The organism is Limihaloglobus sulfuriphilus, from assembly GCF_001999965.1.
In the GTDB taxonomy this organism is placed as follows: Bacteria; Planctomycetota; Phycisphaerae; order Sedimentisphaerales; family Sedimentisphaeraceae; genus Limihaloglobus; species Limihaloglobus sulfuriphilus.
The window spans coordinates 487,744-513,920 of sequence record NZ_CP019646.1 but is presented as its reverse complement, the minus strand read 5'-3'; the positions used below and the strand labels follow the sequence as shown (position 1 = coordinate 513,920).

At 48.1% G+C, this 26,177-nt stretch carries 16 protein-coding genes and 1 other RNA gene; 8 read left to right on the top strand and 9 right to left on the bottom strand.

Going from position 1 to position 26,177, the window contains the following annotated elements; all coding sequences use genetic code 11:
- Positions 1-6 precede the first annotated feature (6 nt).
- From SMSP2_RS01940 to SMSP2_RS01930, 3 genes are all read right to left on the bottom strand, one after another.
- Positions 7-1,965, bottom strand: coding sequence for a GNAT family N-acetyltransferase (locus SMSP2_RS01940; RefSeq protein WP_146682348.1), 1,959 nt, complete (start codon positions 1,963-1,965; stop codon positions 7-9).
- Positions 1,966-2,289: 324 nt separating this feature from the next.
- Positions 2,290-2,649, bottom strand: a transfer-messenger RNA (tmRNA) gene (gene ssrA / locus SMSP2_RS01935).
- Between the two features lie 91 nt (positions 2,650-2,740).
- Entirely contained in the window at positions 2,741-4,747 is a 2,007-nt protein-coding gene (locus SMSP2_RS01930) for a hydantoinase/oxoprolinase N-terminal domain-containing protein (protein ID WP_146682347.1), read from the bottom strand.
- Between the two features lie 328 nt (positions 4,748-5,075).
- Between SMSP2_RS01930 and SMSP2_RS01925 the strand changes: the two genes are divergently transcribed.
- The 7 genes from SMSP2_RS01925 (at position 5,076) to SMSP2_RS01895 (ending at position 15,698) form a co-directional block, all read left to right on the top strand.
- Positions 5,076-5,699, top strand: coding sequence for a corrinoid protein (locus SMSP2_RS01925; RefSeq protein ID WP_146682346.1), 624 nt, complete (start codon positions 5,076-5,078; stop codon positions 5,697-5,699).
- Between the two features lie 338 nt (positions 5,700-6,037).
- Complete coding sequence (locus SMSP2_RS01920; protein WP_146682345.1) at positions 6,038-7,468, top strand: sulfatase family protein; 1,431 nt, start codon at positions 6,038-6,040, stop codon at positions 7,466-7,468.
- A gap of 54 nt (positions 7,469-7,522) precedes the next feature.
- On the top strand, positions 7,523-8,953 hold the full coding sequence (locus tag SMSP2_RS01915; protein ID WP_146682344.1) for a sulfatase family protein: 1,431 nt from the start codon (positions 7,523-7,525) through the stop codon (positions 8,951-8,953).
- A gap of 181 nt (positions 8,954-9,134) precedes the next feature.
- On the top strand, positions 9,135-11,534 hold the full coding sequence (locus SMSP2_RS01910) for a hypothetical protein (protein WP_146682343.1): 2,400 nt from the start codon (positions 9,135-9,137) through the stop codon (positions 11,532-11,534).
- A gap of 74 nt (positions 11,535-11,608) precedes the next feature.
- Positions 11,609-12,430, top strand: coding sequence for a type II secretion system protein (locus SMSP2_RS01905; protein ID WP_146682342.1), 822 nt, complete (start codon positions 11,609-11,611; stop codon positions 12,428-12,430).
- A 129-nt stretch (positions 12,431-12,559) separates the two neighbouring features.
- The gene (locus tag SMSP2_RS01900) at positions 12,560-14,380 is read left to right on the top strand and encodes a sodium:solute symporter family protein (protein WP_146682341.1); all 1,821 of its coding nucleotides are present in this window, start codon (positions 12,560-12,562) and stop codon (positions 14,378-14,380) included.
- The gene (locus tag SMSP2_RS01895) at positions 14,355-15,698 is read left to right on the top strand and encodes an alpha-L-fucosidase (protein WP_146682340.1); all 1,344 of its coding nucleotides are present in this window, start codon (positions 14,355-14,357) and stop codon (positions 15,696-15,698) included. Before SMSP2_RS01900 ends, SMSP2_RS01895 begins: the two co-directional genes overlap by 26 nt.
- Before the next feature lie 27 nt (positions 15,699-15,725).
- Here SMSP2_RS01895 and SMSP2_RS01890 read toward each other — a convergent pair whose 3' ends face one another.
- Genes SMSP2_RS01890 through SMSP2_RS01875 form a run of 4 tightly spaced genes read right to left on the bottom strand, consistent with a single transcriptional unit; the run spans position 15,726 to position 22,612 of the window.
- The gene (locus SMSP2_RS01890; protein WP_146682339.1) at positions 15,726-16,976 is read right to left on the bottom strand and encodes an acetylxylan esterase; all 1,251 of its coding nucleotides are present in this window, start codon (positions 16,974-16,976) and stop codon (positions 15,726-15,728) included.
- A gap of 38 nt (positions 16,977-17,014) precedes the next feature.
- Positions 17,015-18,760: an arylsulfatase gene (locus SMSP2_RS01885; protein ID WP_146682338.1), complete on the bottom strand. Its 1,746-nt coding sequence runs from the start codon at positions 18,758-18,760 to the stop codon at positions 17,015-17,017.
- Between the two features lie 24 nt (positions 18,761-18,784).
- Complete coding sequence (locus SMSP2_RS01880; protein ID WP_146682337.1) at positions 18,785-20,266, bottom strand: arylsulfatase; 1,482 nt, start codon at positions 20,264-20,266, stop codon at positions 18,785-18,787.
- A gap of 15 nt (positions 20,267-20,281) precedes the next feature.
- On the bottom strand, positions 20,282-22,612 hold the full coding sequence (locus SMSP2_RS01875) for a hypothetical protein (RefSeq protein ID WP_146682336.1): 2,331 nt from the start codon (positions 22,610-22,612) through the stop codon (positions 20,282-20,284).
- A 300-nt stretch (positions 22,613-22,912) separates the two neighbouring features.
- Here SMSP2_RS01875 and SMSP2_RS01870 point away from each other — a divergent pair, with 300 nt between their 5' ends.
- Positions 22,913-24,076: a XylR family transcriptional regulator gene (locus tag SMSP2_RS01870; RefSeq protein ID WP_146682335.1), complete on the top strand. Its 1,164-nt coding sequence runs from the start codon at positions 22,913-22,915 to the stop codon at positions 24,074-24,076.
- 35 nt (positions 24,077-24,111) lie between these two features.
- Here SMSP2_RS01870 and nrdR read toward each other — a convergent pair whose 3' ends face one another.
- Positions 24,112-24,624 carry a transcriptional regulator NrdR gene (gene nrdR / locus SMSP2_RS01865; protein ID WP_146682334.1) on the bottom strand — a complete coding sequence of 171 codons (513 nt, stop codon included), beginning with the start codon at positions 24,622-24,624 and terminating at the stop codon, positions 24,112-24,114.
- A gap of 70 nt (positions 24,625-24,694) precedes the next feature.
- Positions 24,695-26,176, bottom strand: coding sequence for a sulfatase family protein (locus SMSP2_RS01860; protein ID WP_146682333.1), 1,482 nt, complete (start codon positions 26,174-26,176; stop codon positions 24,695-24,697).
- Between the last annotated feature and the right edge of the window lies 1 nt (position 26,177).

Below are 26,177 nucleotides of genomic sequence, written 5' to 3'. Positions count from 1 at the left end.
TCTGAATTAGATGAGGTAGCGGGTTTCATTGCGTTCCTTCTCAATACGGTCATAAAAAGACTTCATGATTTTCACGTACAGGCCATCCTTGAGCAGCTGGTCTTCAATATTATGGTCGATATTGGGGTTATCGTTTATTTCAATCACATAAGGCAGGCCTTTGATTTCTTTGACATCAACGCCGTAAAGACCGTCACCTATCAAAGACGCCGCCCGCAGGGCTGTCTTGAGAACGCCGGCCGGCACATTATCAAAAGGCACACATTCAGAGAGCCCCGTAAAATCAGAGCTGTCGTCGTTCTGCCAGTTGTATATCTGCCAGTGGCCGTGCGCCATGAAATATTTGCAGGCAAAAAGCGGGCTGTTGCCAAGAATGCCGATACGCCAGTCAAAATCAGACGTGAGGAATTCCTGAGCAATAACCAGGTCATTTTTCTTCAGCATCTTTTCGAGTCTGAACTCAAGCTCTTTTTCATCTTTTACCAGATATACACCCAGTGAGAAAGAACTCTCCGGCAGCTTCAGAACAAGCGGAAACTTGAGCTGATTGAAAAATGAACCGTTAAGTTTATTTTTCGCTATGAGCCAGGATTTCGGCTGTCTGATATTTGCCTTGTTGAGCCTTTCGTAGAGATATATCTTATTTGCGCACCTCATGATTGACCATGGATCGTCAATAACAATCAGCCCTTCTGTATAGGCGTTTCTGGCAAATTGATATGTATGGTTTTCGATTGATGTGGTTTCTCTGATAAAAAGAGCATCAAACTCACAAATCCGCCGGTAATCAGATTTGGTTACAAACTCTGCATAAAAACCAACTTCTGCCGCGGCCATTTTGAATCTCTTTAGGGCCTGAGGGCACGAAGGCGGTGTCTTTTCATCAGGGTTGACCAGAATCGCCAGGTCATATTTATAATTCTTGAGGCGTGTGCGGCTGTAACGTTTTTTCTGGAAGAAGTTTATAACAGCTGCATCGAGCAACTCGGGAATCTCCCTCTGCAAATCGTCAAAACTGAGGATTTTTATCTTCTCAATACGCCATTCTTTATGTTTTGCAAATGTTATTCTGAAAAAAGGGATTTCAAACAGAGAGAAAAGTTTTTTTGCTATTTCAGAATTTCTACGCTGAATCGACTTGCCTAAAATCACAGTAACTTCGATCCTGTTCGATTTGACCTTTTCCAGTTGCCTGGCAAAAAAATCCCGCTCATCCTCAAGCACGCTCTGGGCTATGGGGATGCTGGAAATATCTTTGAGAGTCATAACTGAAGGCACGATCTTATGGTTTCTAGCCGCGGCAAGAAGCGAGACATAGTACCCCAATGAGTGCGTTCTATACGAGCCGCACAGGTTGAGAACCCTGCACCTGTCACTGTTTTTGAACCGATCCTTAGAGAGGTACTCGCTTGCCGGAACTGTTTCTATACCCTCTATACAAAAGGATTTAAGAGCGGAATCGTCCACAACAATAACATTACCCGAATCACAAAAACTCCCGCTGGGGTACTCAAGCGGTTTTTCCATGCGGTATGCGTGCTCGCCCGGACCGTAATAATCGTTTAGCAGAGCCTTGATTTCAAATGAAAATTTCCGGTACCAGTCAACGAGATTCTGCGAGGCACTGTCCGCCTCTAAAGTTATCTTCTCAAAGCCCATAGATGCGGCAAAATCGACAATGTAATTTAAAAGAAACTCCCCGATGCCTCTGCCCCTGTGCTGTGCGGCTACGGCGATGGAATATATCCGCAGCGAATGCTTGTAGCATATAACTGAAGCGCTGCCCACAGGACAGAACCGCAGTGAGGAATCCTGTATAATCCAGACTACCTGACTCTCGCTTTCTATGCTCTGCTTTAGAGACCGCCTGGTGCTGCGTCGGCTTGCGGGAAAACAGCTGTTTTCAAGTTCCTCAATAAATTCAAGGTCGTCCTGTATGGCTTCCCTGATAAAATATTTATTCAATTCAGGTTCCTTAAATAGGAAAACTCATATTTAAAGGTATCAAACAGACGTTTAATTCTGTCATTTATTGATTGTAAACTCATTCCAATACAACAAATAACTCACCCGGCAGCGAGGATTCCAATCCGCGCAGCAACGCCCGATAAATATATTATCACAAATACAGGATAAAGTTACAACGAAAATTCAGCAGAAAAAAAGACTTTCAACCTCCTTGACACCACTAACCGACAGTTACCCGGAAATACAACCGGAAAACTGTTATATACCAATAAACCCACAGCAGTTTAAAATCTTTGACATTTCAACAAAACAGGCTTTCCCTACTGGAGGCGGGGGGATTCGAACCCCCGTCCCGTGATATTTCAAGACAGGTTTCTACATGCTTAGTCTCATGATTTGATCTCATCCTCAAAACCGTCCAGAGACAGACTGCTTTGAGAACCAGCCTTTAAGTTTTCGTCGCTTAACACAAGGCAGGAAAAGCGCTTATCCCGCTAATCGACGTCTTAAAACCATCCGCGGGAAGAGACGGTAATAAGACGGGCTGCAATTTATTAGGCAGCCATGGCGTAGTTATTTGCGCCAATTAAAAGTTTAGTTGACAGATGATTATCCAGGCCTACTGTCATCCTGGGCATGCCGCCTGACTATCTACCTATCCGGTCGATACCAGTCGCCCCCTCTTTTGTTAAAGAGCAGTTAAATCTTAATAAATGTTATTATACACTATGCGCCGCGATTTAAAAAGTTCAAATATTATAAAAATACAATTCTAAGCCTGCATAACCGCCGGCCGGCCTGTGACAGTTGCGGTTATCAGTGTGCCGAGATACACATCCGTGCCGTATTTATTTTTGGCCGTTTTCTCAATCTCGCTGGTTTCAACTTCCGGATTGAGCGTACCAGACTTATGTGCAAGCTCGTTAACTATCTCAACCAGCTTCTCTAATGCGTGTTTTCTGGCCTCGGCGTAGTCTTCAAAGCCCGGACAATCGGGAATACCCTCAATATAAAAAACATCTTCCCTGGCGGTTATCTTTACCGTCTTTGAAACTGAAACGGAGCTCGTAATCGCTCCGAGAGCATTTGCAACATCAGCATCTGGCGGTATTATGCAGTCTGTGTTGAACAACTTTGCCGCATCAGGCAAAAGCCGGCCCGTCGGAGCTCCAATGCCAACTATCGGAGATGAGAGGTTCATGTTAATCGAGAGTTCTGATTCAGCCCCTGCGAGCCATTTGCCAATAATAGCCTGCGCCGCTCCGGATGTATCAATCGAATCCGGCTCAAGAGTGTTATCCATCAGCTTTTTCAACAGCTCGACGGCAATGCTGCTGGTGAAGGACCCCAGAACTGAATCACAAAATTCACTGCATGTAAGGTTCATCATATCCGCATAAAACCGGCACAGGATATCTGCTGTATGAGAATCCCATAACCTGATTTTGCCCTGAACGTGGAGAATATCCGTAGGGGTAAGCGCGGCAACACTGACAATATTGTGCATGAAGAGGTTTCTGTAAGGGATAAAGCTCCAGTGCTTCCGGTCAAGTTTAGCCGCTAATTCATCCAGGCAATGGGGCCTGTTTTTGAGCAGCTCAATGATATTCTTTTCAAGATCGCTCAGTGCGATATCTTCTCGGTGACTTGTCAGGAACAGAATCTGCATTGCTCTTGTGTCATTTGAATAGAGCTCTTTCTGTCTGAAAATATAATCCAAAGCCCGGGAGACTTCCGGGGTTCTTGCCGCGAGAAATGATACAGGTGTTGCCCGCATCGGTCCTATTGCTATCTTACGCTCCAATATGTTAATCGCGCTGTCGCCGCCAAGCCCCTTTGTCCGCATATTAAGAGCCTTTACGTGCGTGTGGACATTGGCTACTATGTTTCCCTCATCACAGACTTCGATCTTGCCGTCTTTTATCGCGGCGGTATCGGTTGTAGTTCCGCCGATATCTACGACAAGGGCATCTTTCAGGCCTGTGAGCTTTTTAGCGCCGGCAACACTGGCCGCCGGGCCGGAGAAAACCGTCTCAACCGACCTCTCTTTGGCCATTTCTACGCTCATCAGGCTGCCGTCACCCTTGACAACCATTATCGGCGCATTTATGTTTCTGCCGGCGAGTGCCGACTCCAGATTAGCGAAGAGATTCTCGACATAGGGTATTATCCTGGCGTTGAGAACCGCTGTCGCCGCACGTGTCTTAAAGTTCAGCATCTGTGAGAGCTCATGCCCGCAGGTTACGCCAAGGCCTGTGCGGCTGCGGAGGATTTTCATAACCTCTATTTCGTGAGAAGGATTTATCGTTGCGCCAAAGCCTGAAACGGCAAAGGCCTTAACATCGTGAGTCTTTATCATATCTTCCGCCGTCCTGGCTATCTCGTCGGGATCCACAGGCTCGACAACACTGCCGTCAATCTCCATCTGGCCTTTAACAACTGCAGCGGGCCTGTTGAACAGCTCTAAATCATCAAACCTGCTGTATGCCGGCATCAGCAGAAGACCGACCTTCTGCCCGTGCCCTTCGACAATAGCGTTTGTTGCCAGTGTGGTTGATACGCTTACAAGCCCCACATCGCAGAGAAGCCCGGAATCTATCTTGTCCAAAGCCGCCTCGATACCCTCTGTAAAGTCCCATTTGGTAGTTAAGGCTTTGGATTTGGCAAGGATTCGATTTTCTCTGAAACTGAAAACGACTATATCGGTGTAGGTTCCCCCCGCATCGATGCCGAGACCCGCAGCGGTTTGACTTTCATAGCTTTGAATTGTTTTATTCATATAATCTGCCCGTAAAGTTTCTTTCTGTAAACTGACCTCAGATGGGAATCTTATCAATCTTAGTCATTATACGATAGTAAAATTTTGTGTTATCTCAAATTTAAACGCGATATAAAGACCTATCAGACAATAGTTTTTGAAAAAATTCAGCACAATAATTACATTTTGCCTTAATTATTGTCACAATTTTCCTTATTTATCAGTTTTCAAAAAAAAAACTTATCATGACCAACATAATTTATAAACTATAACGTAGGTAAAGTGCTTTCAAGTGTTTTTGAAGGCAGAGTAAAGTAAAAATATGGTAGAGTAATAAGGATAAGTAATTATGGCAGATCTTAATGCGCTTGCAGAAGCTATCATCAAAGGTGATCAGAACACAGCGGTAAGTATAACCACACAGGCACTCGATGAAGGTACCGCTCCGGAAGACGTTCTCAATAACGGCCTTGTAGCCGGTATGGACGTTGTCGGCGCCCGTTTCAAAAAGAACGAAATCTACATTCCTGAGGTACTCATTGCCGCACGTGCGATGAAATCATCTATGGAAATTCTCGAGCCGAAACTCGCTGAAGCAGGAATTGAGCCCAAGGCAAACGTGGTCATCGGAACAGTCCAGGGCGACCTCCATGATATCGGCAAGAACCTTGTAGCAATGATGCTCAAAGGTTCCGGCTATAATGTGATAGATATCGGCGTTGACTGCACAGCCGAGAAATTTATCCAGGCCGCACAGGAGAAGAACGCCAAGATCGTTTGCATGAGCGCCCTTCTGACCACGACGATGCCGGCCATGGAAAAAGTCATCCAGGCCATCAAAGAGGCCGGTCTGGCAGTAAAAACAATGATCGGCGGAGCACCTGTAACACAGGGTTATGCAGACAAGATTGGCGCAGACGGCTATTCAAGCGATGCTGCATCAGCGGTTGACCTTGCAAACAGCCTTATATAGATTGACACTTTGATAGACTACTGACAAAGATTTATACCAAAGGGCGGCATTTTTTGCCGCCCTTTTTTAATATATAGATGTTTCGGTTTAGTAACTAAGCTGTTATAATGCTTCAGTCTCAAGAGGTGGTTTTTAAATCGCGACTGAAGCCGAATTTGATTCTTATGCGTAATGCAAACAAAACACTTGCGTACCTATCACAAAAACGTCGCAAAACGATAAAACAAGAACGCAATAAGGCATTTAATTTGACTGGCGAATATGTAGTATTTAAGTGAATCTAATGCAGAATAAAACTGCTTTAAACTGCAAAGTGCCATTTAAAAAGGAATTACGACATGAAAAGAAGAGATTTTCTCAAACTTTCGGCAGTCTCGGTATTCAGCTCCTTTGCGGGATGTCTAAAAAACAATAACATGTTTCATGCGGCATCCTCTCCAGCCGCGAAAAGACCTAATATCGTTTTTTTCTTCTGTGATGACATGGGCTGGGGCGATTTAGGCTGTTACGGCAACGACCGTATCAAAACACCAAACATTGATAAATTCGCCAAAGAAGGCACACTGCTCACCAATTTTTATGTCAATTCTCCGGTATGCTCACCAACCAGGGCATCCGTGATGACCGGCCGTTTTCCGGCGGAGCTCAGGTTTTTCTACGCACTTGCGGCGGTAGAACAGAACAAAGAACGTGGAATGCCCAATTACCTGGATCCAGAGCTTCCGATGCTGCCTCGGCTGCTGAAAACTGCCGGCTACACTACCGGTCATTTCGGCAAATGGCATATGGGAGGCCCGCAGGACAAAACCGCCCCGCCGCCGGCAGAATACGGCATCGACCAAAGTGCCACGTTCCTGAGCAACGGTCCCGGCTGTTATCCGCCCAACAGCCCCCAACATGAATCAAGCAAACACATAGTAAATCATGCAATAAAATTTATTGAGCAGAACGGGAACAAGCCGTTCTTTGCCAATGTATCGCTCAGCGAGCCGCATTCTATTCTCGTTCCAAGTGATGAGCAGATGGAACCTTATAAGAAATGGGGACCAACCAAAGGCGGATACCGCGGCGCAATGCAGGTTTACTACGCAGTCATATCGAACATTGACAGGGAATTCGGCCGCCTGATGGACAAACTTGATGAACTCGCTATCCGTGACAACACGCTTGTTGTCTTCTCAAGCGATAACGGCCCATCACCTATCTGGGGCTGGGATACATCCCACAGCGGCGCCGGGAGTACCGGCCCATTCAGGGGCTGCAAAGCAAGCCTTTACGAAGGCGGCATCCGCGCACCCTTTATAACGAGATGGCCAAAAGTGATACCCGAAAACAAGGTTGATAACGAGCTTGTACTCTCAACCGCTGACCTTTTGCCGACATTCTGCGCCGCGGCAGACGCAAAGCTGCCGGCGGAGATGAAAATCTCCGGCGAAAATATGTTAGATTCGCTGGCAGGTTCGCGGCGGCAAAGGTCAAAACCAATCTTGTGGGAATACCGCTACCTGGCATGGGGCAGGCATATACAAAAAAGTCCGGCGCTGGCGATCAGAGAAGGCAAATGGAAACTTTTGATGAATCCTGACGGCAGCCGCGTAGAACTGTATGACCTCAAAGAAAATCCCAGCGAAACAGATAACAAAGCAAGCGAGCAGCCGATTGTGGTAAAAAAACTTAGAAAAAAATTGCTCGCCTGGCACAAAACTATACCTTTATCTGATGAGCTTCCTGATGCGGCAGGTTCGTTTCACTATCCCTGGCCCAAGTAAATTATTGTTGTCATAGGACTTACAACTCGAAGCCTTTTTAAAAGGATTTGCAAAATGAAAAGAAGAGATTTTTTAAAGCTGTCCGGTGCCTCTTTGCTGTCGGCCTTCGCCGGCGCGTTAAATGCCGAGACATCTGTCAAATCCGTACCTGAAACAGACGCTAAACAACCAAATATCGTGTTTTTCTTCTGCGATGATATGGGCTGGGGAGATTTAGGCTGTTACGGCAACGACCGTATTAAAACACCAAACATTGATAAATTCGCCAAAGAAGGCACACTCCTCACAAATTTTTATGTCAATTCTCCGGTATGCTCACCAACCAGGGCATCAGTAATGACAGGCCGTTTTCCGGCAGAGCTTCGGTTTTTCTATGCTCTTGCGGCGGTGGAACTTAACAAAGAACGGGGAATGCCCAATTATCTGAATCCAGAACTCCCTGCACTGCCGCGGCTTCTTAAGCAAGCCGGTTATGCAACAGGGCACTTCGGCAAATGGCACATGGGCGGGCCGCAGGACAAAACCGCCCCGCCGCCAGAGGAGTACGGAATTGACAAAAGTGCAACATTCCTGAGCAACGGCCCTTTCTGCTACCCTCCCAAAAGCCCGGAGCACGAATCGAGCATGCATATCGTGAACCATTCGATCAAGTTTATCGAAGAAAACAAAAACGGGCCTTTTTATGCAAATGTCTGGTTGAGTGAGCCCCATGCTATCCTGCTGCCAAGTGAAGAACAGATGGAACCTTACAAAAAATGGGGCCCGGCAAAAGGCGGCTATAAGGGCACAATGCAGGTGTACTATGCCGTTATATCAAACATTGACAAAGAATTCGGCCGGCTTATGAACAAACTCGATGAACTCGGTATCCGTGACAACACATTGGTAGTATTCTCCAGCGACAACGGCCCCTCTCCTATATGGGGAGCCAACACTTCCCACAGCGGAGCCGGAAGCACGGGGCCATTTAGAGGCTGTAAAGCAAGTATCTATGAAGGCGGTATCCGTACACCCTTTGTCGCAAGCTGGCCGGGGAAAATACCCGCCGGCAAGATTGATAATGAACTTGTGCTGTCAACTGCCGACCTTTTGCCGACATTCTGCGCCGCGGCGGGTGCAAAACTGCCAACAGAAATGAAAATCTCAGGCGAAAATATGTTAGATTCGCTGGCAGGTTCGCGGCGGAAAAGATCAAAGCCGATAATGTGGGAATACCGTTACTCATCATGGGGCAGGCACATACAAAAAAGCCCATCGCTGGCGATTCGAGAGGGGAAATGGAAACTCCTGATGAATCCAGACGGCAGCCGCGTAGAACTGTATGACCTCAAAGAAAATCCCGGCGAAACAGACAACAAAGCAAGCGAACAGCCGGCTGTGGTAAGAAAACTTAGCAAAAAACTGCTTGCCTGGCACAAGACTGTGCCTTTATCGGATCAAATGCCGGAAGCGGCAGGTTCTTACCACTACCCATGGCCCAAATAAGTCGCATTTAGAGCTGTCGTAAAATGATAAAATAATAACGCAATATAGCATTTGATTTAACTTTTAATCATTTATAATGTGTATAACTATTATGAATGACTCTTTAAGACTTTAATAGAAAACGAAAATGCGTATATCGCTATTTTGGTAGTAGTTATTAACATTTAGAGTGGAGTAAACTATGGTTACAAAAAGCATGAACATTCCAAGAATTACGGTTGCCCTGATGCTGATATCTTCAATGCCTTTGCTGGCTTTGAGCATCACACCGTTTGCAGCCGTGACAGCAATTAAAGCCTCAACCGGTTATGAATGCGCCGGCGAGGTGACGGCGTGGTATGTAGCCGCCGGAGACAGAGGCGGCTGGGACGATGGCGCAAGTTGGAACCTGGGCGGGTTGGTACCCTGCGAACAGACTACAGCAGGCATCAACACTGCCGGAAAGGGCCCGCTCGTATCTGCAGGCATGGCCATGTCCTGTATGGACCTTATAGTAGGCCAGACCGACATCGCGACAGATTCAAGGCTGTATGTCGAAGGCGGAGGAACGTTGGCTATCGGCCGAAGCGTTTATCTGGGAAGGTTAAACGCCGCCGCGGTTGGAACGGTCACTGTTGACGGTGCAGATTCGGTCATAGACCAGTCTGCGGGTACAAACTTTGTCGTAGGAAACCAGGGCACGGGAAATCTAATTATCAATGACGGTACTGTTAAGGCAAAATACCTCAGGGTTGGTCTTGACGGAGCTAATGCGGATCAGGGCGGATCAGGCTATATTACTGTGATGGACGGCGTACTTGAGGCATTTCATATTTACATGAACGAAAATGATCCTGCTGATGCAGTTATCGACCTGCATGAGGGAACAATAGTAATTGATGCCTATTATTACTTTGGAGATGTTGACCGCTGGATGGAGAACGGACAGTTCATTCTTTATGGCGGAGACCCTGAAGCAACGGTAAATATTGAATGGATGGACTGGGACGGCAATGACGACGGCGATATGGAAACCGTCATAACTGCCAGCTTAAATTCAACAGGCCCCGGCTACGAATGCGCCCCTGCCGGCACTGCCTGGTTCATCGGCCCAGACCGTGGTGAATATACGGATCCGGCTAACTGGAACCAGAGCGGCAAGGTTCCCTGCGAGGAAACCGATGCCGGCGTAAATGTATCGGACACTGCAATACTCGTTACCACGGGTATGGACGTTGACTGCCGCGACCTGAATATCTGCCAGTTTGATGTAACAAACGCGGGGCTCTACGTTGAAGGCGGCGGTGTGCTTGAGGTCAATCGCAACGCCTATGTAGCCAGATTGCGCAACGGGGGAACCGGCTTCATCAATGTTACCGGCGAAGGCTCGAGACTCAGCCAACTCAACCCTGCCAGCTTCGCGGTAGGAGCATGGGGCGATGCCGGCATATTGATCGACCAGGGCGGCAGGATCGATGCGCATTGGCTGCGTGTAGGAATAGACGCCGCCAACACTGACAATGGAGGCTCCGGCTCAATAATTATAAGGGACGGAGTCTTAAAAACATTTCTGATCTACTTTAACGAAGACCCTTCCAAAGGCGTAATAGATCTGCACGAGGGAACACTGATAATATCAGCCTACGACAAAAGAGCTGATGTTCAAAGCTGGTTTGAATCGGGACACCTCATAGCCTACGGCGGCAACCCTCTGGCTAAGATCAATGCCGAATGGGCAGACTGGGACAACGACGGAACGAGTGAAACTGTTGTTACGGCAACTCTGCTTGACTGCCCTCTTGACTGGTCTGACTACGACTTCAACGGCGACTGTATCGTTGACTGGTCGGACATGGAAACAATTATTCCTGAATGGACTATGCAGGCAGGGCCAAAAGTTGTATATGATTTTGATTTCAGCTCTGACGTAATAGCAAGCGGAGACTTTACGTACAGGAGTTCCGGCACATCTGAATACAATTTCACAGATGAGGCGGGAATGCTGCACTTCACCCAGCCGACAATATTCGACTCTGTCGATGCTTACTATATGGTTGACGACGCCGATATCGTCTTCGCGGCAAAAGCCGACGATGAGGCAGGAGTGGCTTTGTGGCAGGATTTCCTGATGGACACAAACCAGAGATTTGTAAGCTGGATCAGGGTCATGAAAGACGCTTCTGACCCGACAAAACAAGTGGTCGAGTTCCTCAAGGGAGTCCCGGACTGGGGTGTTTTTGCAACACAAGGAGCCCAGGATGCAGTGTATGTGTATGACTTCCCCGCAGATGCCGTGCTGACCATATCAGCCTACTACCACGTAGATCAGGCCGCCAACACCGTTACGCTTGACTGGGAAGTCACAGACGGCACAACCACTCAGAGCGGCAGCGGAGTCTCATTCTCGCCGCTTGCAAGCGGTGGACCGTCATATCACGGGATAACGCTCTATGGCCCGGGCACCGGTTACTACGACCAGCTCACATACGAGCTTAGCCTTGTGCCGATGACCGATCTTACCGGAGACGATTCGGTTGACTTTGCTGATTTTTCTCTGATAGGCTCGGCATGGCTTGATGAGTACATTGCTCCTGAATTTTAAATATCAACGGGCCCGGGTAAGTGCCCGGGCTCTTATACTGTATTTAGTATCATGTTATTAGAAAGTGAACTATCATGAAAAGAAAAGCTTTCACACTGATTGAGCTGCTCGTTGTGATTTCGATCATAGCTCTTCTAATGGCGATTTTGATGCCCTCTCTGACAAAAGCCAGAGAAGCGGCCAAAACTGTCGTATGCGGCTCAAATATGAGACAGTGGGCTCTTATCTTTGCGATGTACACAAATGACAATGACGGAATGTACCACTACGGATGGATAAGCGCACAAGACGGAAGCGCCCTCTGGCCGGCAGCGATGCGGCCGTACTACGATTCACCTGAGATACGCACCTGTCCCAAGGCTTCTAACCCGCAAAAAACCGGCGCCCCCTTCGGCGTATGGGGCCCTTTCAAGCAGCAGAAAAACTTCTGGACTGATGCGCTTGAGGGCGACTACGGCAGCTACGGTGTCAACTGGTATATTTGCAGCAGAGAAACCGGCCTGCACGGAGCTGAAGGCGTTGGAAATGAGAATTTCTGGCGAAAAACAGGGCATAAAAATGCTGACAACATCCCAATATTAGCCGATTCATGGTGGTACTGCGGACTGCCTAACGACGATGACCCGCCGCCCTCATTCAACGGCGAGGTTGTCAGCGACAACAATAAAAGCATGAACCGTTTCTGCGTTGACAGGCACAATGGGTATGTTCAGGTCTCGTTTATGGACGGCTCCGGCCGCAAAGTCGGACTAAAAGAGCTCTGGACTCTCAAATGGCACAAATCGTTTGACACAGAGGGAATGTTTACCATAAAAGGAAACGGAGGCAACCCAAGCAACGCCGCCAGGCTCTGGAATGCTATGGCGCCATGGATGTCAAAGTACAAAGAATACTAAACAATGAAACTTTCTGATTTCCTGATACAATGATGAGATTTTACCGGCGGGTGCTGTTAAGCAGGACACCCGCCGGTTTTTTGCTGTTTTAGATACGCCCGTTCTAATAACAAATATTAGGTTTACAACATGACAGAAACACTGAATTTTATTGACTGGTCGGTTATAATAATCTTTATCCTTTCGATGCTGGGCGTTGGTGCGTTTTTTACCCGCAAAGGAAGCGCGGATATTGAATCATATTTTATTTCAAACCGCTCTCTGCCGTGGTATATCGCAGGCGGCTCACTGATAGCTACAAGTTTTGCCGCGGATACACCTCTATGGATAACATCGCTGGTGCGGCAGTACGGGGTTTACTATATCTGGCAGTTTTGGGCACCGCTCATCGGTGCAGCCCTGTGCGTGGTTCTTTTCGCCAGGCTTTGGCGGCGGCTGGGCGTAATGACAGATATTGAATTTCTCGAGGTGAGATACTCCGGCAAAGCAGCAAAGGTTCTGAGGTTTTATTCCGGCACGATGCTGGCGGCGTTTTTCTGTCCGCTGATAATCGGCTGGGTCACGAAGGCAATGGAGACAATAAGCCGCGAAGCCATGGGAATACCGGAAGAATACAGAATGTACTCAACAGCGGGAGTCGTGGCAACCGCCCTTATTCTTTGCACTCTATCGGGACTCTACGGCGTGGTTTACAGCGATTTTCTCCAGTTTGTCATAGCAACAATCGGGACTCTGATTCTGGCGATTCTGGCCGTAAGGCACGTCGGCGGACTTGAGGCTATGACGGAAAAACTATCTCAAATGAGCGACTGGAACGGGCGAAACCTCAACATCGCCCCAAGTATCGGCTCCGGCCCGACACAGATGTCACTATGGAACGCGGTTGGATACTTCGGCGTTCTCTGGCTTGTAGTGGCGGTATCCGGCGGCTATCAGGCACAGAGGCTTCTGGCTTGCAAAGACTGGAGACATTCCACGCTGGCGATGTACATGCATACAATCTGCTACTACGGGCTTGTCTGCTGGCCCTGGATTATAGTGGCATTATGCTCTGTAATAATATTTCCCTCACTGGGCGAGGGAGTATCTGACGACAACGCATATCCCCGCATGATAACACTGCTCCTGCCGGCAGGCTTGAGGGGAATGGTCATCGCAGCGATGCTCGCCGCGTTTGTATCTACGATCAGCACCATGTTCAACTGGGGCTCATCATATCTGGTAAACGATGTGTACAAACGTTTTCTCGTTAAAAACGCATCGAAGAACCATTACGTATGGATCGCTCGCGGCGGCACATTACTGATGGCGGCAGCCGGAGGGCTTATATCATTTCTCGCAAGAGATATACAGCAGCTGCTCTCGATCTCCTTTGTGATCGGCGCATCGTTTGCCGTAATTGCCATGCTCAGGTGGTTCTGGTGGAGGCTTAACGCAATAGGCGACTTAGCGGCTACGGCCGTATCATGGACTGTAACGCCGCTGATACTCTTTACCGATGTACTGGATACGCCGGCGAGAATGCTTCTGCGATTTAATGAGGCGGCAGATTTCGGCAGCGACCCGAATCTGCTCGGAGCCAGAATGAGCTTTGCGATAATCGTTGTATCGGCTACAGCTGTTATCGTGTCATTGCTTACAAAGCCCACTGACATGGAACTTCTAAAAAGTTTCCTGCTTAAAGCCCGGCCATTTGGAATTCTCTGGAAACCGGTCATCAGAGAGCTTGACGAAGAATATCACTCTGATGAGCCTGTAATAAGAACTCTCATTTCATGGACAATAGCTACATTATGCGTAGGTTCGCTCATTTTCGGAATCGGTAAACTCCTGCTGGGCAGCCCGAAACTGGGCTTATTTCTATTAGCAGTATTTGCCGTCACTTTCATTATTACCTACATTAGAATCGATCAGGATTACAAAAATGCGAGAGAAAATAAAGACATGTAATCTTTTCAGCTTTCTCTTGGTCTGTACAGTTATTGTAATATCGCCGGGTGATTTTCTCTGGGCTGACGAAGACCTGGGATTGCCCTGGCGCTGCTCTGAACAGGATATTCAATGGTTTACAGATGCAGCCTTCGGGATGTTCATACACTGGGGGCCGGTAAGCCTGACAGGAGGAGAGCTCAGCTGGTCAAGAGACGCCAAAAGGCCTTTTGACATTCATGATGGCAAGCCGCCGTCTGAATTAGATTGGAACAGGACTCTAACAGACAAAGAGAAATACGACAATCTTTACAAGCAGTTTAATCCCGTTAAGTTCGATGCGGACGAATGGGCTGCTCTGGCAAAAGATGCGGGCATGAAATACATGGTATTCACCGCCAAACATCACGATGGGTTCTCGAATTTCCACACCAGGTATTCTGATTACAATATAGCCAACACACCGTTTAAACGTGATATTGTTAAAGAACTTGCCGAGTCATGCCGGCGGCACAAATTGAAATTCGGTGTCTATTACTCGCAGCGCGACTGGTATCACCCTGCGTACCTGCGAGGTGATAACAGCGAATATGAAGAATTCATGTTTAATCAGATACGTGAGCTGCTGAGCAGCTACGGCAGGATAGATATAATATGGTTCGACAGCTTCGGGGAAAGCGATCTCGGGAAAGACTGGCATATTCCGGAGCTTATATCCATGATACGCAGACTTCAACCCGGAATCCTGGTCAACAACAGGCTGGCGGTTCTTGCCGGATACAACAAGGGGCCGCGTAAATACTGGGGAGATTTTGATACACCAGAGCAGAGAATCGGAAAATACCAGCCCGAGCGCGCGTGGGAATCCTGTATAACTCTTGCCGGCCACCAGTGGTCATGGAAACCCGATGCGGAGATGCTGTCTCTGCCCCAATGCATAGACATGCTTGTAAGCTGCGTATGCGGCGGAGGAAATCTGCTGCTGAATGTTGGGCCGATGCCTACAGGGCAAATAGAACCCCGCCAGGCCCAGAGACTCAGAGAAATTGGCAGCCGGCTGGAAAAATACGGTGAAACGCTGTACAATACCAAAGCCGGCCCTTTCAAGCCCGGCGACTGGGGCGGCAGCACTCAATCAGGAAACAGAATATATCTGCATGTGAAAGACGCACCTGAATGCAGGCTTACGCTCGAGCCGCTTGAGCGAAAAATCGTGTCAGCCGAAATGTTCAAGCACGGCAGTGCCCGTTTTAATCAATCTGATGAATGCGTTGAAATAACATGGGACAGTAATAATAATCGCTATCGCAATGTAATAATTCTCACCTGCGGAGAGTGACACTTTCAATAAGGCCGGATTGAACTTTCAATTACGATCCATTTGAAATTTTATTTCTGAACTTACTATATGCCCATCGCGGTCTGTCAGGTTGAAATAGTACGAAACAACGCCATCGGGCAGTTTAATCGAAGCCTTGTTTTTTGACATGCGGCACTCCTTCGAAATCCATTGTTTCTGCGGCCAGCTGTTTTCTTCATCACAGGTATATATCAGCTCTGCTTTAACCGGCGGATTCTCACCGCTGAATCTCACCCATACTTCGCCGTTTTTGCCAGTCTCAATCACTCTGGGCAGCGGTTTGCCGTTTTTGGCGATGCTGTCTGCGAAAGCGTAAATTTCTTCCGGAGCCCAGCCGTGCTGGTGGCTGTGCTTCAGGTCAAGCTGCATGGACATTACTGCGCTGTCCTTTGTATCGAGATAACACTTGTTGAATATGGGCGGTGGAAAGTGATTGTCGTTGACACCGTTGAGCCATAATATCGGCATATCGGCATTCACCAGATAGCTCGAACCATCCCAGAGATTTCGGCACTTTGGGGCTAACTGCTGCCCCATGCCCTCATAAGCTGTAGTATAGTGATTTTGAGCCTCAAAGAGATAACCGCAGCCGTACACGATCGCCGCGAAAGCAAACCTGTCATCCACGCCGACAACTATACTGGATATAACGCCTCCCCAGGATATACCGGTAAGCCCCACTCTCTCGCCGTCAACCTCCGGCATACTGCCAAGCAGCGTATTAGCCAGGATAACATCGGCAACAGCGTGAAACATCCACTGATCCTCAATATTTTCTCTAATATCATCGAATATCCCCGCCCTCCTCGGGCCGTGCCAATTGTGCTGGGGCCGCCTGTGCCTGTCATCCTGTTTATCAGGAACCTGCCCTTCAACATCCATTGATATCGCCGCGTAGCCGCGCTGGTTCCATATCTTGACCCATTCAGCGAACGCCGTACCGCCGCCGCCATGTACGCAGACAACGCCGGGAACTGGTTTCTCAACAGAAGCCCCCTTCGGCACTCCCAGATACGCAAAGACCCGTGTCGGCCTGCCTTTGTAGTCAAGACCGCAATAGTATAAAGACTTCACGCCGTCAACCTGCCAGTCAGTATCAGGCCAGGTTCGCACGGGCTGAGATTTTAAATTATCAACATCCCAGACCAGACCCGTCTCAAGCCCGCCGCCGGATGCCGGCACTCGCCCCTGACCGAACACGCATACCGACCCAACAAGAAATAAAACCGCAAAAGCATATAAACTGCTATTTGACATGTGTTTTGACTTCAATTGATTATCGCTGCTCTTTGCTGTTAGAAAGATATATCGATAAATTTTACACCGTTAGTTACACTGCCGGCCTGAATCCAACCTTTGACCGTTGCCGGCCCTTTGCTGATTTGAATATCTGTGAAAATTATCTCGTCTAAACCCGCGGGAACGGATAGCGAATATCTTTGGCTGTTAATAACCAGATATGCCCTGCCGGTGTTATCGTATGAAGCTGGGAATCTGAGTTTAATCTGATATTTCCTGTCAGCCGCGTTTTCAACATACCACCTGCCGATATGTTCATCCTGCCAGCCTTTCGTGTCCCTCCAGTCCTGACGGGTAAGGGTAACGGGGTTTTCGTGCTTTGTTCCTATTATTATAAGCGGCGGCTCATACCCTTTAGATGAAACATCGCTAAACCATTGTCTATATTCATCTTTCATACGTTTCACTATTTCCGGGTGTGCGGCGGAGATGTCATGTTTTTCGCCGGGGTCTTTTACAATATCAAACAGCTCAAATTTATGCTCAAAATCCGCATCTTCCTCTACGCCGTTTGCCTGCACGAGTTTATAGCGGCTGCCGCGAACGGCAAATGCCCTGTAAAGCTCTGGTTCATCTCCGCGGTGCCATTGGAAATAAAGATTCCTCTGGCCCAGGGATTTTTTCTCGTTATTCAGCAGCGGCATCAGGCTCACGCCGTCAATGTTTTTGGCCTTGTCTGCGCCGCACATCTCAAGCAGTGTCGGCAGGACATCGATGTGAGCCGAGGGCCACTCAACTTTTCTGCCGGCATCGTTTTCCCCCGGCCGGCGAATAAAGAACGGCACCCTGATGCCATTCTCATAGACAGTGCCTTTCCTGCCGCGAAGACCTGCCATGTATCTGTCATCTTCAATTGAGGACGGGCACGGTCCGTTATCGGTCATGAAAATCACAACTGTATTATCAGCAAGCCCTTGCTTTTTCAAAACATCCATAAGCCGTGCGAAATTATCATCAATATTTTTTACCATGCCGTAAAGCCGGGCGGTTTTATCTTTCAGACCTAAACTGCTGTACTGCTCAAGATACTCATCAGGAACCTGAAGGGGAGAATGCGGGGTATTGGTTGCCAGGTATGCAAAAAACGGCTTGTCTTTATTCTTTTTCATAAAATCGATCGTAAGATCAGTATAGACATCCATACAGTAGCCGTGATACTTCTGCCACTGCCCGTTGTGCATCAACATCGGGTCAAAATAGCTGTTGCCCGGATAGTCCGACGGCTGGCAAAGCCCTCCACCCATGTGCATCACAACCTCATCAAAGCCCTGTTCCTGCGGGCGCATCGGGTAATTGTCGCCAAGGTGCCATTTGCCGAAGACTCCTGTTGTATATCCAAGGCGTTTAAGCATCTCGGCAAGTGTGACCTCTTCGCTGCGCATCATCGCCCTGCCGATATAGGTATCAACAACACCAGTTCGCATGTGATAGCGGCCTGTCATCAGGCTTGAACGTGTTGGAGCGCATACCGGACTGACATAAAAATTCGTAAACTGAACGCTATTTTCCCCGAAATCGTCGATATTGGGGGTCTCAAGATCCGGATTGCCGTGCAGGCTCAAATCGCCATATCCCTGATCATCTGTTATAACAAGCAGTATATTGGGGCGATTCTCTGGGTTTGAGCTGAAAAAGTTTTTTGCTGCCTGACATCCGCCAAACATTGACATACCGGCAAATCCGGCAGCGCCAGAAACAGTAGTCTTGAGAAAAGACCGTCTTGTCGTATTTACATTATTCATTTTGCACCTCGCAGCCTGTAAAATTTATTCTTCGTTTATCATAGCCGGACGGACAGTGTCCCACCACTTATCATAATCGGCTTTCAGCTGTTTTACAAGCACTGGATGTTTTTTAGAGATGTCATTCATGCACCCGGGGTCTTTTTTCGTATCGTAGAGTGCCCAGCCGTCGCCGGGAGTAACACCCCAGTGAAACTGCGCATTGTCGCGTGTATATGTAGCCGCCGTTGCTCCTTTTTCAACGAGCCGCAGTGTATGGCACTGATTACCCATCACCTTGGGCGTGCATTCGGGATTATCACAGGGCCGGCTGCGAACATAAAGGTAATTTCCCTGCCGCACAGCCGCCATGGCGTATTTATGAGAATCAGCCATACCATTGGGCCATCTGGCGACATGTTCGTATAGCTTGCGGTCACGGGGGAAATCACCGTCTTTGGATTCAAGCAGCTCAACAAGGCTGTAACCGTCAAGCCGTTTGCGTGTCCCTGCGGGGATTTCTGCACCAGAGAGCTCTGTAAGTGTCGGCAGAACATCAAGATGGGCTGTGAGGGCATCTTCTGTTCTGGGCTTCCAGACGCCCTTCCATCTCCAGAACGACATCGCTCTTGAGCCGCCGTGCCAGATTGTGCACTTGCACCCACGCATGTCGGCGTTATACAGGTCGAGACCTACCGTCTGGCCGTTGTCGTTCATAAACATAACAATAGTGTTATCGTCAAGCCCAAGCTGGTCAAGTTTGGACATTATCCGCCCTACATTCCAGTCAATATTTGCTATCATACCCAGAAAAACAGCGATATCATCACGCGTTTTGCCTTTGTAGGGCTTTATAAATTTCTCTGGAGCCACAAGAGGTGTGTGAGGCGAAAAAGTCGCCAGATAACAAAAGAAAGGCTTGTCTTTATTGTCTTCTATAAAATTTATCGCCTCGTCAAACAGGACATCCTCACGGAATCCTTTTGAGTCTTCCTGTTTTCCGTTGCGGATTATCCCCGCATCAAAATTGCTTGATGTATGCACGCCGCAAGGTCGAACTGAAACATCAAACCCGCGTTCATGCGCGAAATATCCCGGGCTGTTACCCAGATGCCATTTGCCGAAATGGCCGGTAGCATAGCCGCGTTTTTTCAGAAGCTCCTGAAGGGTTACAGCGTCTTTGTTGAGATGCTCCCGCGGCTCAATTGTGTGCGTAACGCCGTTCTTAAACTCGTGCATTCCGGTTAAGAGAGCTGCCCGCGTCGGGGCACAGCACGGACTTACGTAGAAATTATCAAAACGCACACTCTCATCGTATAGCCTGTCAATATTCGGCGTCTTGAGCAAAGGGTGACCGTGGCGGCCGATATCCCCATAGCCCTGGTCGTCTGTAAGTATAAACAGGATATTAGGCGGTCTGTCAGCTTTGGGCCTTTCCGCGGCACCAAAAGATGATTTTATCGCCGAAGCCGGAAAGATTGAACATAAACATGCAGTTTTGATAAAATTTCTTCTGCTCAAATCCATTATATTACTCCATTACTATTTAACAGTAAATTTCAGTCTTCTGGCATGTGATTTCCCGTTATCAGGATCAAGGCTGATATTGTAAGTTACTCTGTAAGTATCAGAGCACGTTTTATCAAGCTGATAATTTATATTGTCATGAATATCAACCTGTTTGCCCTCTGTTATTTCAACAAGCCGGAAGCCTCTGCCCGACGTAACATCGGCGAAAATCACAGGCACATAGCCCGCCCCGCCGGTTACTGTAAACTCTGCTTTCTGTTCTTCATCGACACAAACTACAAGAGGGTAATTCTCCACAAGAATACCTGAGTGCATCTGAACCTTTAGGTCGTTGAGAACAGCCTCTCTGTAAACAGGCCGCCAGGTATCCTCGTATTTCTCAAGATAAGCCTTGAGAGTCTCGTTAGTGCCGTAATAATCATCAGCCTTCTTTGGCAGAACTATAAAATCCAGACTGCATTCCACAAAATCCCCGGGTTTGAGCGTGCTGACGCCCTCTGGAGCAGAGAGCTCAACATTGCTGCTCGGTGAGCCGTTCTCCACTCCGAAATTGCTCATGAACGGGTAATTGTAATCTGTGCCGTTGATTCTGGCAGAATAGTCACGAACGATCAGGCCTCTGTTTGCCAAAGCGCCTTTCCGCTCTCTGAAACTGTTGCAATCGGTAGTCTTATGTATCGAGAACCACGGCAGATCCCCTTTGCAGGCAATGGATTTGCGGTGATATTTTTTGCCGCCCATCTCGGGCTTCCATTCTTCCACAAGGCCATCTGCGCTGCCTCTTGCCATCAGATCGAAAACACTGGTATTGTAGTTGTCTGCGCCCATCTGGTAAAATGCAAGCCGCGAAAAATTAACCGGCTTGAGAACTTCGTACCGAAAACGGTGCCTGCTGCGGTTATAGTCCTCGCAGCGTGGCGTTGAAACCGTGATCTCCGCTTTGATCGCCCCATCCCGTGTAATCCCGCTGTAAACCGCCTCTGTCCAGTTTGGCCCGTTTACGCGATGCAGCGTTTTGACCGACACAAGTTTCTGCTCCTGGCCGCTCTGGTCATAATATTGCAGAAAATTGCCGCCGCCCACATTGTTTGTCCAGCCCCATTTAATTCGGTCTTCATCACCCATCGACCAGACCATAAGCGGGCGGACATCATCTATGAAACTGCGATTCAGGCCGATATCCGGGTCATAACATATCGCCTCACCCCAGTTGCCTATCGCCACCTGTTCCCAGAGCTGGTTGCCGCCCCAGCCGAGCAGACAAAGCTGAGAATGAGAAACAATCGGGACTCCGTCGAGAAAACCGTTGACAGTCTTGTACTTAAATTGCGAACAGGATTTTGCGGGCATCTCTACAATTGTATATGCGTAAAACCAGTTATCCACATATTCAGGATACTCCCCGTCGTCCGGGCGGTGCCAGTTTTTGGATATCTGGACAAAATCACCCGTTGGCCGCCCGTCTGCGTAACAGAGTATGGGAGCAGTGCCGATAACTGATGCGCCCTGACCCGGCTCATATTCCATACGGAAAAACAGCTTCACCGGCAGTTTCTTCTCAGAATCATTTCGTATAAAAACATCACAAGACTCAACCGACTGATGCGGCTTGCCTACATAAAAGAAATCACTGGGTATATCAATAACAAAACAGTCCTGCTGCTTTTCGAATCCGGCAGAAAGAGATTCCTTCGCCTTTGCCGAGACTTCGATATGTTCTTCAACAGATTCCGATTCGGTATCCGCAGACCATGTGCTGAATACTTTACAGGAATCAGCCCGCTTTACATTCTCAAAAGTTTTATCCGCTTCCAGCCAGACTTTACCACTGCCCTTTAGCTTCAACGACATCTCAAAATTTTCAAATTCGCTTTCCGCTTCAGCATCAAGAACAAGTGTAAGACTATCCGGCCAGGACAGAAGCTCAAGGCGAACATCCGCAGGGGCAGGATTGCCGTCACTGTCTTCGAATAAAATGCCCAGAAGGTCATATCTTTGAACATAACGGCCTGTATTTATCAGCCTGTAGGGTATTTTTTTGTACTCAATCTGTGATGTAAAATCAACCCCGCCCTTGCAGGTGTAAAGCCTGCCGTCGATTTTAAGCTCCATATTCAGTTCAGACTCTTCAAGTTTCTGCACGATCCGGTTACCCTGGCCGGGGACATCGTCTGCCCTGAAATCTGTCTTTATCCTTCCAAAACGGGTTATATCAGCAGTTTCCACATTAAAAGACAGGCCGTAACTGCTGGTTTGTATGTTTAGCTCTCTGCTGCCCAACGGCTTAAGATTAGAAAACCCATCCTCCCACCATAAAAACCCGTACGGGCCTCTTGTCATCATTTTTTCCACGCCTCCGCACTCACAACTGCTGCACGATGCAAAAAGACAGCATAAAACCGCAATTGAAATAAATAAAAAAGATTTCTTTCTGTTCATAAGCTGCTGTTTCCTCACAATTTAAAATTTCATTGTTATTTATAACTGCTATCATACCCAAATAAAACATTGATAAAACACCATTTTCTGCACTATTTTTTATATTTTTGCGACAAGTGACGGGTAATGAAAATAAATTTGCAATAAACCGACAATGATTTATAGTATATACAGATTTAAAACCAGAAGATAATTGGATTGACGATGAAAGAACTTCCGAGAATAATAGTTCTGGTGCCGGCACTGGCATCTTACTGCAGGGGCCTTCTTCGCGGAATAGCCCGTTATTCCCGCCTGCACGGGCCGTGGTCGTTTTTTAATGAACGCGGCGAACCTGATGAAGTTTTGCCGCTTCTTAAAAACTGGAACGCCAACGGGATTATTACATACTTTGACACATCAGAAAACCTTCACAAGCTGCTGCCGCCGGATTTGCCGGCTGTGATAGTTACAACCAACGCAGAAATCCCAGGCTACCCTAACGTTATAGGTGACTGGAAAAACGAAAGCTGCACCGCTGTTGAATATTTCCTCAACGCCGGATTCAGAAATTTCGCGTATTGCAGTTTCAGCAACCTCGAATGGTCGCAAATCAGAGCGAAATATTTCGCAGAAAGGCTCAAGGCAGAGGGCATAGAGCCGGCTTTGTACGAAAAACCATTTTTGTTTCTTCATAAGCACTGGAAAAGAGAGCAGGAAGAGCTTGCCGACTGGCTGGTATCTCTGCCCAAACCTGTGGCGGTAATGGCGTGTAACGACGAACGGGGCAAGCACGTACTTGAGGCCTGTAAAATTGCCGAACTTGTTGTCCCAGAACAGGTTGCGGTATTAGGAGTTGACAATGACGAGACGATCTGCGAGCTCACTCAGCCGCCGCTCTCGAGTATATCGGTCAACGCGGAAAAAGCCGGCTACGAAGCCGCCGAGGTTCTCGACAGAATGATGCAGGGCCGGCCGGGACCATACGAAAACGTTGTTGTCCAGACACTCGGCGTTAAGGCACGTCAGTCAACCGATATATTTATGATTGAGGACGAAACGGTTGCCAGGGCATTGAGCTATATACGAATGAACTCAAAGCGGTTCATTCAGGTGGACGAAGTGGCAGAGGCGGCGGCTATTCACCGAAGAGGGCTTGAACGGCGGTTTAAGAAGCATCTGGGCCGCTCTGTTCACGAAGAAATACGGAGGGCCCGCCTTGAGGAAATAAAAAAACTGCTCTTGGAAACTAATCTGCTTGTTTCGCAGATTGCTCTCAGGCTGAATTTTAGCGAAGTACCCCATCTGACACGATTCTTTACACGTGAAACCGGCACAAGCCCCAACGAATTCAGAAAACAGCACTTAGGCAACCTGAAATCACTGTAAAAAAACTGCGGCTTCAGAGGCCTTGAGACTGGTTTTCAGGGATTGGCCGGTTCATCTACCAGGCCGAAGAGGCTTTTTTCAGATTCATCCGCAGCTTCCTCTGTTGCCTCGCTGATCTCAGTAACAAAATCATCTGCATCGTTGAAGTCTTTATAAACACTTGCGAAGCGAATGTAAGCGACTTTGTCAAACTCCCGCAGCTGATTCATGACGCATTGGCCGATAAATGTAGATGAAACCTCTTTATCGAATTTACGAAAAATATCATCTTCTACTTTTTCGGCAAGAGAACGGATCTGTTCTGCCGAAACGGGTCTTTTATAACAGGCTTTCTCCAGGCCGGAAACAATCTTTTCGCGTTCATAGGGAACCCGTGTTGAATCTTTCTTTATTACACGGAGTTTCTGGGTCTCACTGGCTTTTTCATAGGTAGTGAATCGCTTGCCGCACTCAAGACACTGCCGCCGTCTTCGAATAACGGCGCCGAGATCAGAAGATCTCGAATCAATAACCTTATCGTTATCTTTTTTGCAATAAGGGCAAAGCATCTGTTTCCTTAGATATAATAATTGCTAAGATGACCGGCTTTAATGTATAAAAGCCGAATTCAGGGTCATTTTAATTCGAAATATTCGATTTACAAGAAAATTCGCCCGGATACCTGTTTTTTAACTCACTCACAGCCCAGCCGCGTCCCGTATCTTCAAGGCGTTTAACGTAGTCCCGCAAATGGCCTTTAGCGTGAAACGGCCCGCCCTCAGAGATAACCGTGTTAAGCGGATCAACAGGGCACTGCATTTTACTCATCATTTCTTCATGCCATTGTTCCAGATACCTGGCCGCCCTGCCGCAAACATCGGGGCGGGCTTCTGACAGATTTTCTTGCTCATACGGGTCGTCTTTGGTGTTGAAGAGCATTTCATCCGGGAAAAGATGATACCCGTCATGATAGGTGCGGATATACAGCCAATCACCCATAACTACAGACCTCTGGCAGACATGGGCACACTGACTGATGACAATATAATCTCTTGCATCAGGTTCCTGACTGCCGTCAAGCACTCCGGCAAAACTCTCACCGTCCCAGCGGGGCTGTTTATCCTGGCAGAACATCTCTGCCAGTGTAGGCGCCAGGTCGAGATTGTACCTTAGCTGCGTATCTACAGCCGGCTTGCCGTTGGGGCGGCGTATTATCATAGGTATCCGGCAGGTCGGCCGATCAGCCGTGCCGTGTTCACCATAAATCCCCAGCTCGCCGAGGTTCTCGCCGTGGTCGGCGCTGATAATAATCATTATATCATCAAGCACACCCTGCTTTTCCAGCTCATCAAACAAGCGTCCGATATGTTCATCCATGTAACGTATGCCGCAGTCGTAACCGTCGATCATCTTCCGCAGCGCGTCCATATTATACAAAGTACCGGGATGTCGCGGGTATTTCGGATCCGGTGTTCCGTGGAACATCATTATCTCATGCACGGAATGCGGCCCAACATGCGATTTGTGCTGCTCCAGAACATCTTCTGTCAGCCAGGCCGGCAGCGGATCATCTTTAAACGGGTCACCAAAATCCTCCGGAGCCCTGTAAGGCGTGTGGGGGTCCCAGTAGTTTATGTGCAGATACCAGTTATCATCTTTTGCATTTCTTTTTATCCAGTCAAGGGCAACAGGTGAAACTTCTTCGGCCGACTCCATGCCGCTTTTGCCGGTATTGTACATTTCGGTGAAACCGGCATAAAAGTTAAAGGCTGAATGCCTCTCGGCGAACGGGCTGACAAGCACAGTTCTCATGTTTTCACGCCGGAAAATCGCGGGCAGACATTCAGAGTCAAGGCTTGATTTAAAGCCGCGGCCTTCGCCGTCTATTCTCATATCAGCAGCGCTTCCGCCATGGCCGACAACGCCGGTATGTATGCCGAAACGTCCGCTCATCATTGCCGTTCTCGAAGGCAGGCAAGGCGCATCAGAGCAATAATAATTTTCAAAGCGGACACCTTGAGCCGCGATTCTGTCGATGTTGGGGGAAGTGTTTCTGTGATAACCGTAACAGCCCAGGTGATCGGGTCTTAACGTATCAAGATCAAGGTATAGTACACGCATT

Bases quoted from the DNA above. Each gene is read 5' to 3' on its own strand.
- SMSP2_RS01930 (WP_146682347.1), bottom strand. From the start codon at position 4,747: ATGAATAAAACAATTCAAAGCTATGAAAGTCAAACCGCTGCGGGTCTC.
- SMSP2_RS01925 (WP_146682346.1), top strand. From the start codon at position 5,076: ATGGCAGATCTTAATGCGCTTGCAGAAGCTATCATCAAAGGTGATCAG.
- SMSP2_RS01920 (WP_146682345.1), top strand. From the start codon at position 6,038: ATGAAAAGAAGAGATTTTCTCAAACTTTCGGCAGTCTCGGTATTCAGC.
- SMSP2_RS01915 (WP_146682344.1), top strand. From the start codon at position 7,523: ATGAAAAGAAGAGATTTTTTAAAGCTGTCCGGTGCCTCTTTGCTGTCG.
- SMSP2_RS01910 (WP_146682343.1), top strand. From the start codon at position 9,135: ATGGTTACAAAAAGCATGAACATTCCAAGAATTACGGTTGCCCTGATG.
- SMSP2_RS01905 (WP_146682342.1), top strand. From the start codon at position 11,609: ATGAAAAGAAAAGCTTTCACACTGATTGAGCTGCTCGTTGTGATTTCG.
- SMSP2_RS01900 (WP_146682341.1), top strand. From the start codon at position 12,560: ATGACAGAAACACTGAATTTTATTGACTGGTCGGTTATAATAATCTTT.
- SMSP2_RS01895 (WP_146682340.1), top strand. From the start codon at position 14,355: ATGCGAGAGAAAATAAAGACATGTAATCTTTTCAGCTTTCTCTTGGTC.
- SMSP2_RS01890 (WP_146682339.1), bottom strand. From the start codon at position 16,976: ATGTCAAATAGCAGTTTATATGCTTTTGCGGTTTTATTTCTTGTTGGG.
- SMSP2_RS01885 (WP_146682338.1), bottom strand. From the start codon at position 18,760: ATGAATAATGTAAATACGACAAGACGGTCTTTTCTCAAGACTACTGTT.
- SMSP2_RS01880 (WP_146682337.1), bottom strand. From the start codon at position 20,266: ATGGATTTGAGCAGAAGAAATTTTATCAAAACTGCATGTTTATGTTCA.
- SMSP2_RS01875 (WP_146682336.1), bottom strand. From the start codon at position 22,612: ATGATGACAAGAGGCCCGTACGGGTTTTTATGGTGGGAGGATGGGTTT.
- SMSP2_RS01870 (WP_146682335.1), top strand. From the start codon at position 22,913: ATGAAAGAACTTCCGAGAATAATAGTTCTGGTGCCGGCACTGGCATCT.
- nrdR (WP_146682334.1), bottom strand. From the start codon at position 24,624: ATGCTTTGCCCTTATTGCAAAAAAGATAACGATAAGGTTATTGATTCG.
- SMSP2_RS01860 (WP_146682333.1), bottom strand. From the start codon at position 26,176: ATGCGTGTACTATACCTTGATCTTGATACGTTAAGACCCGATCACCTG.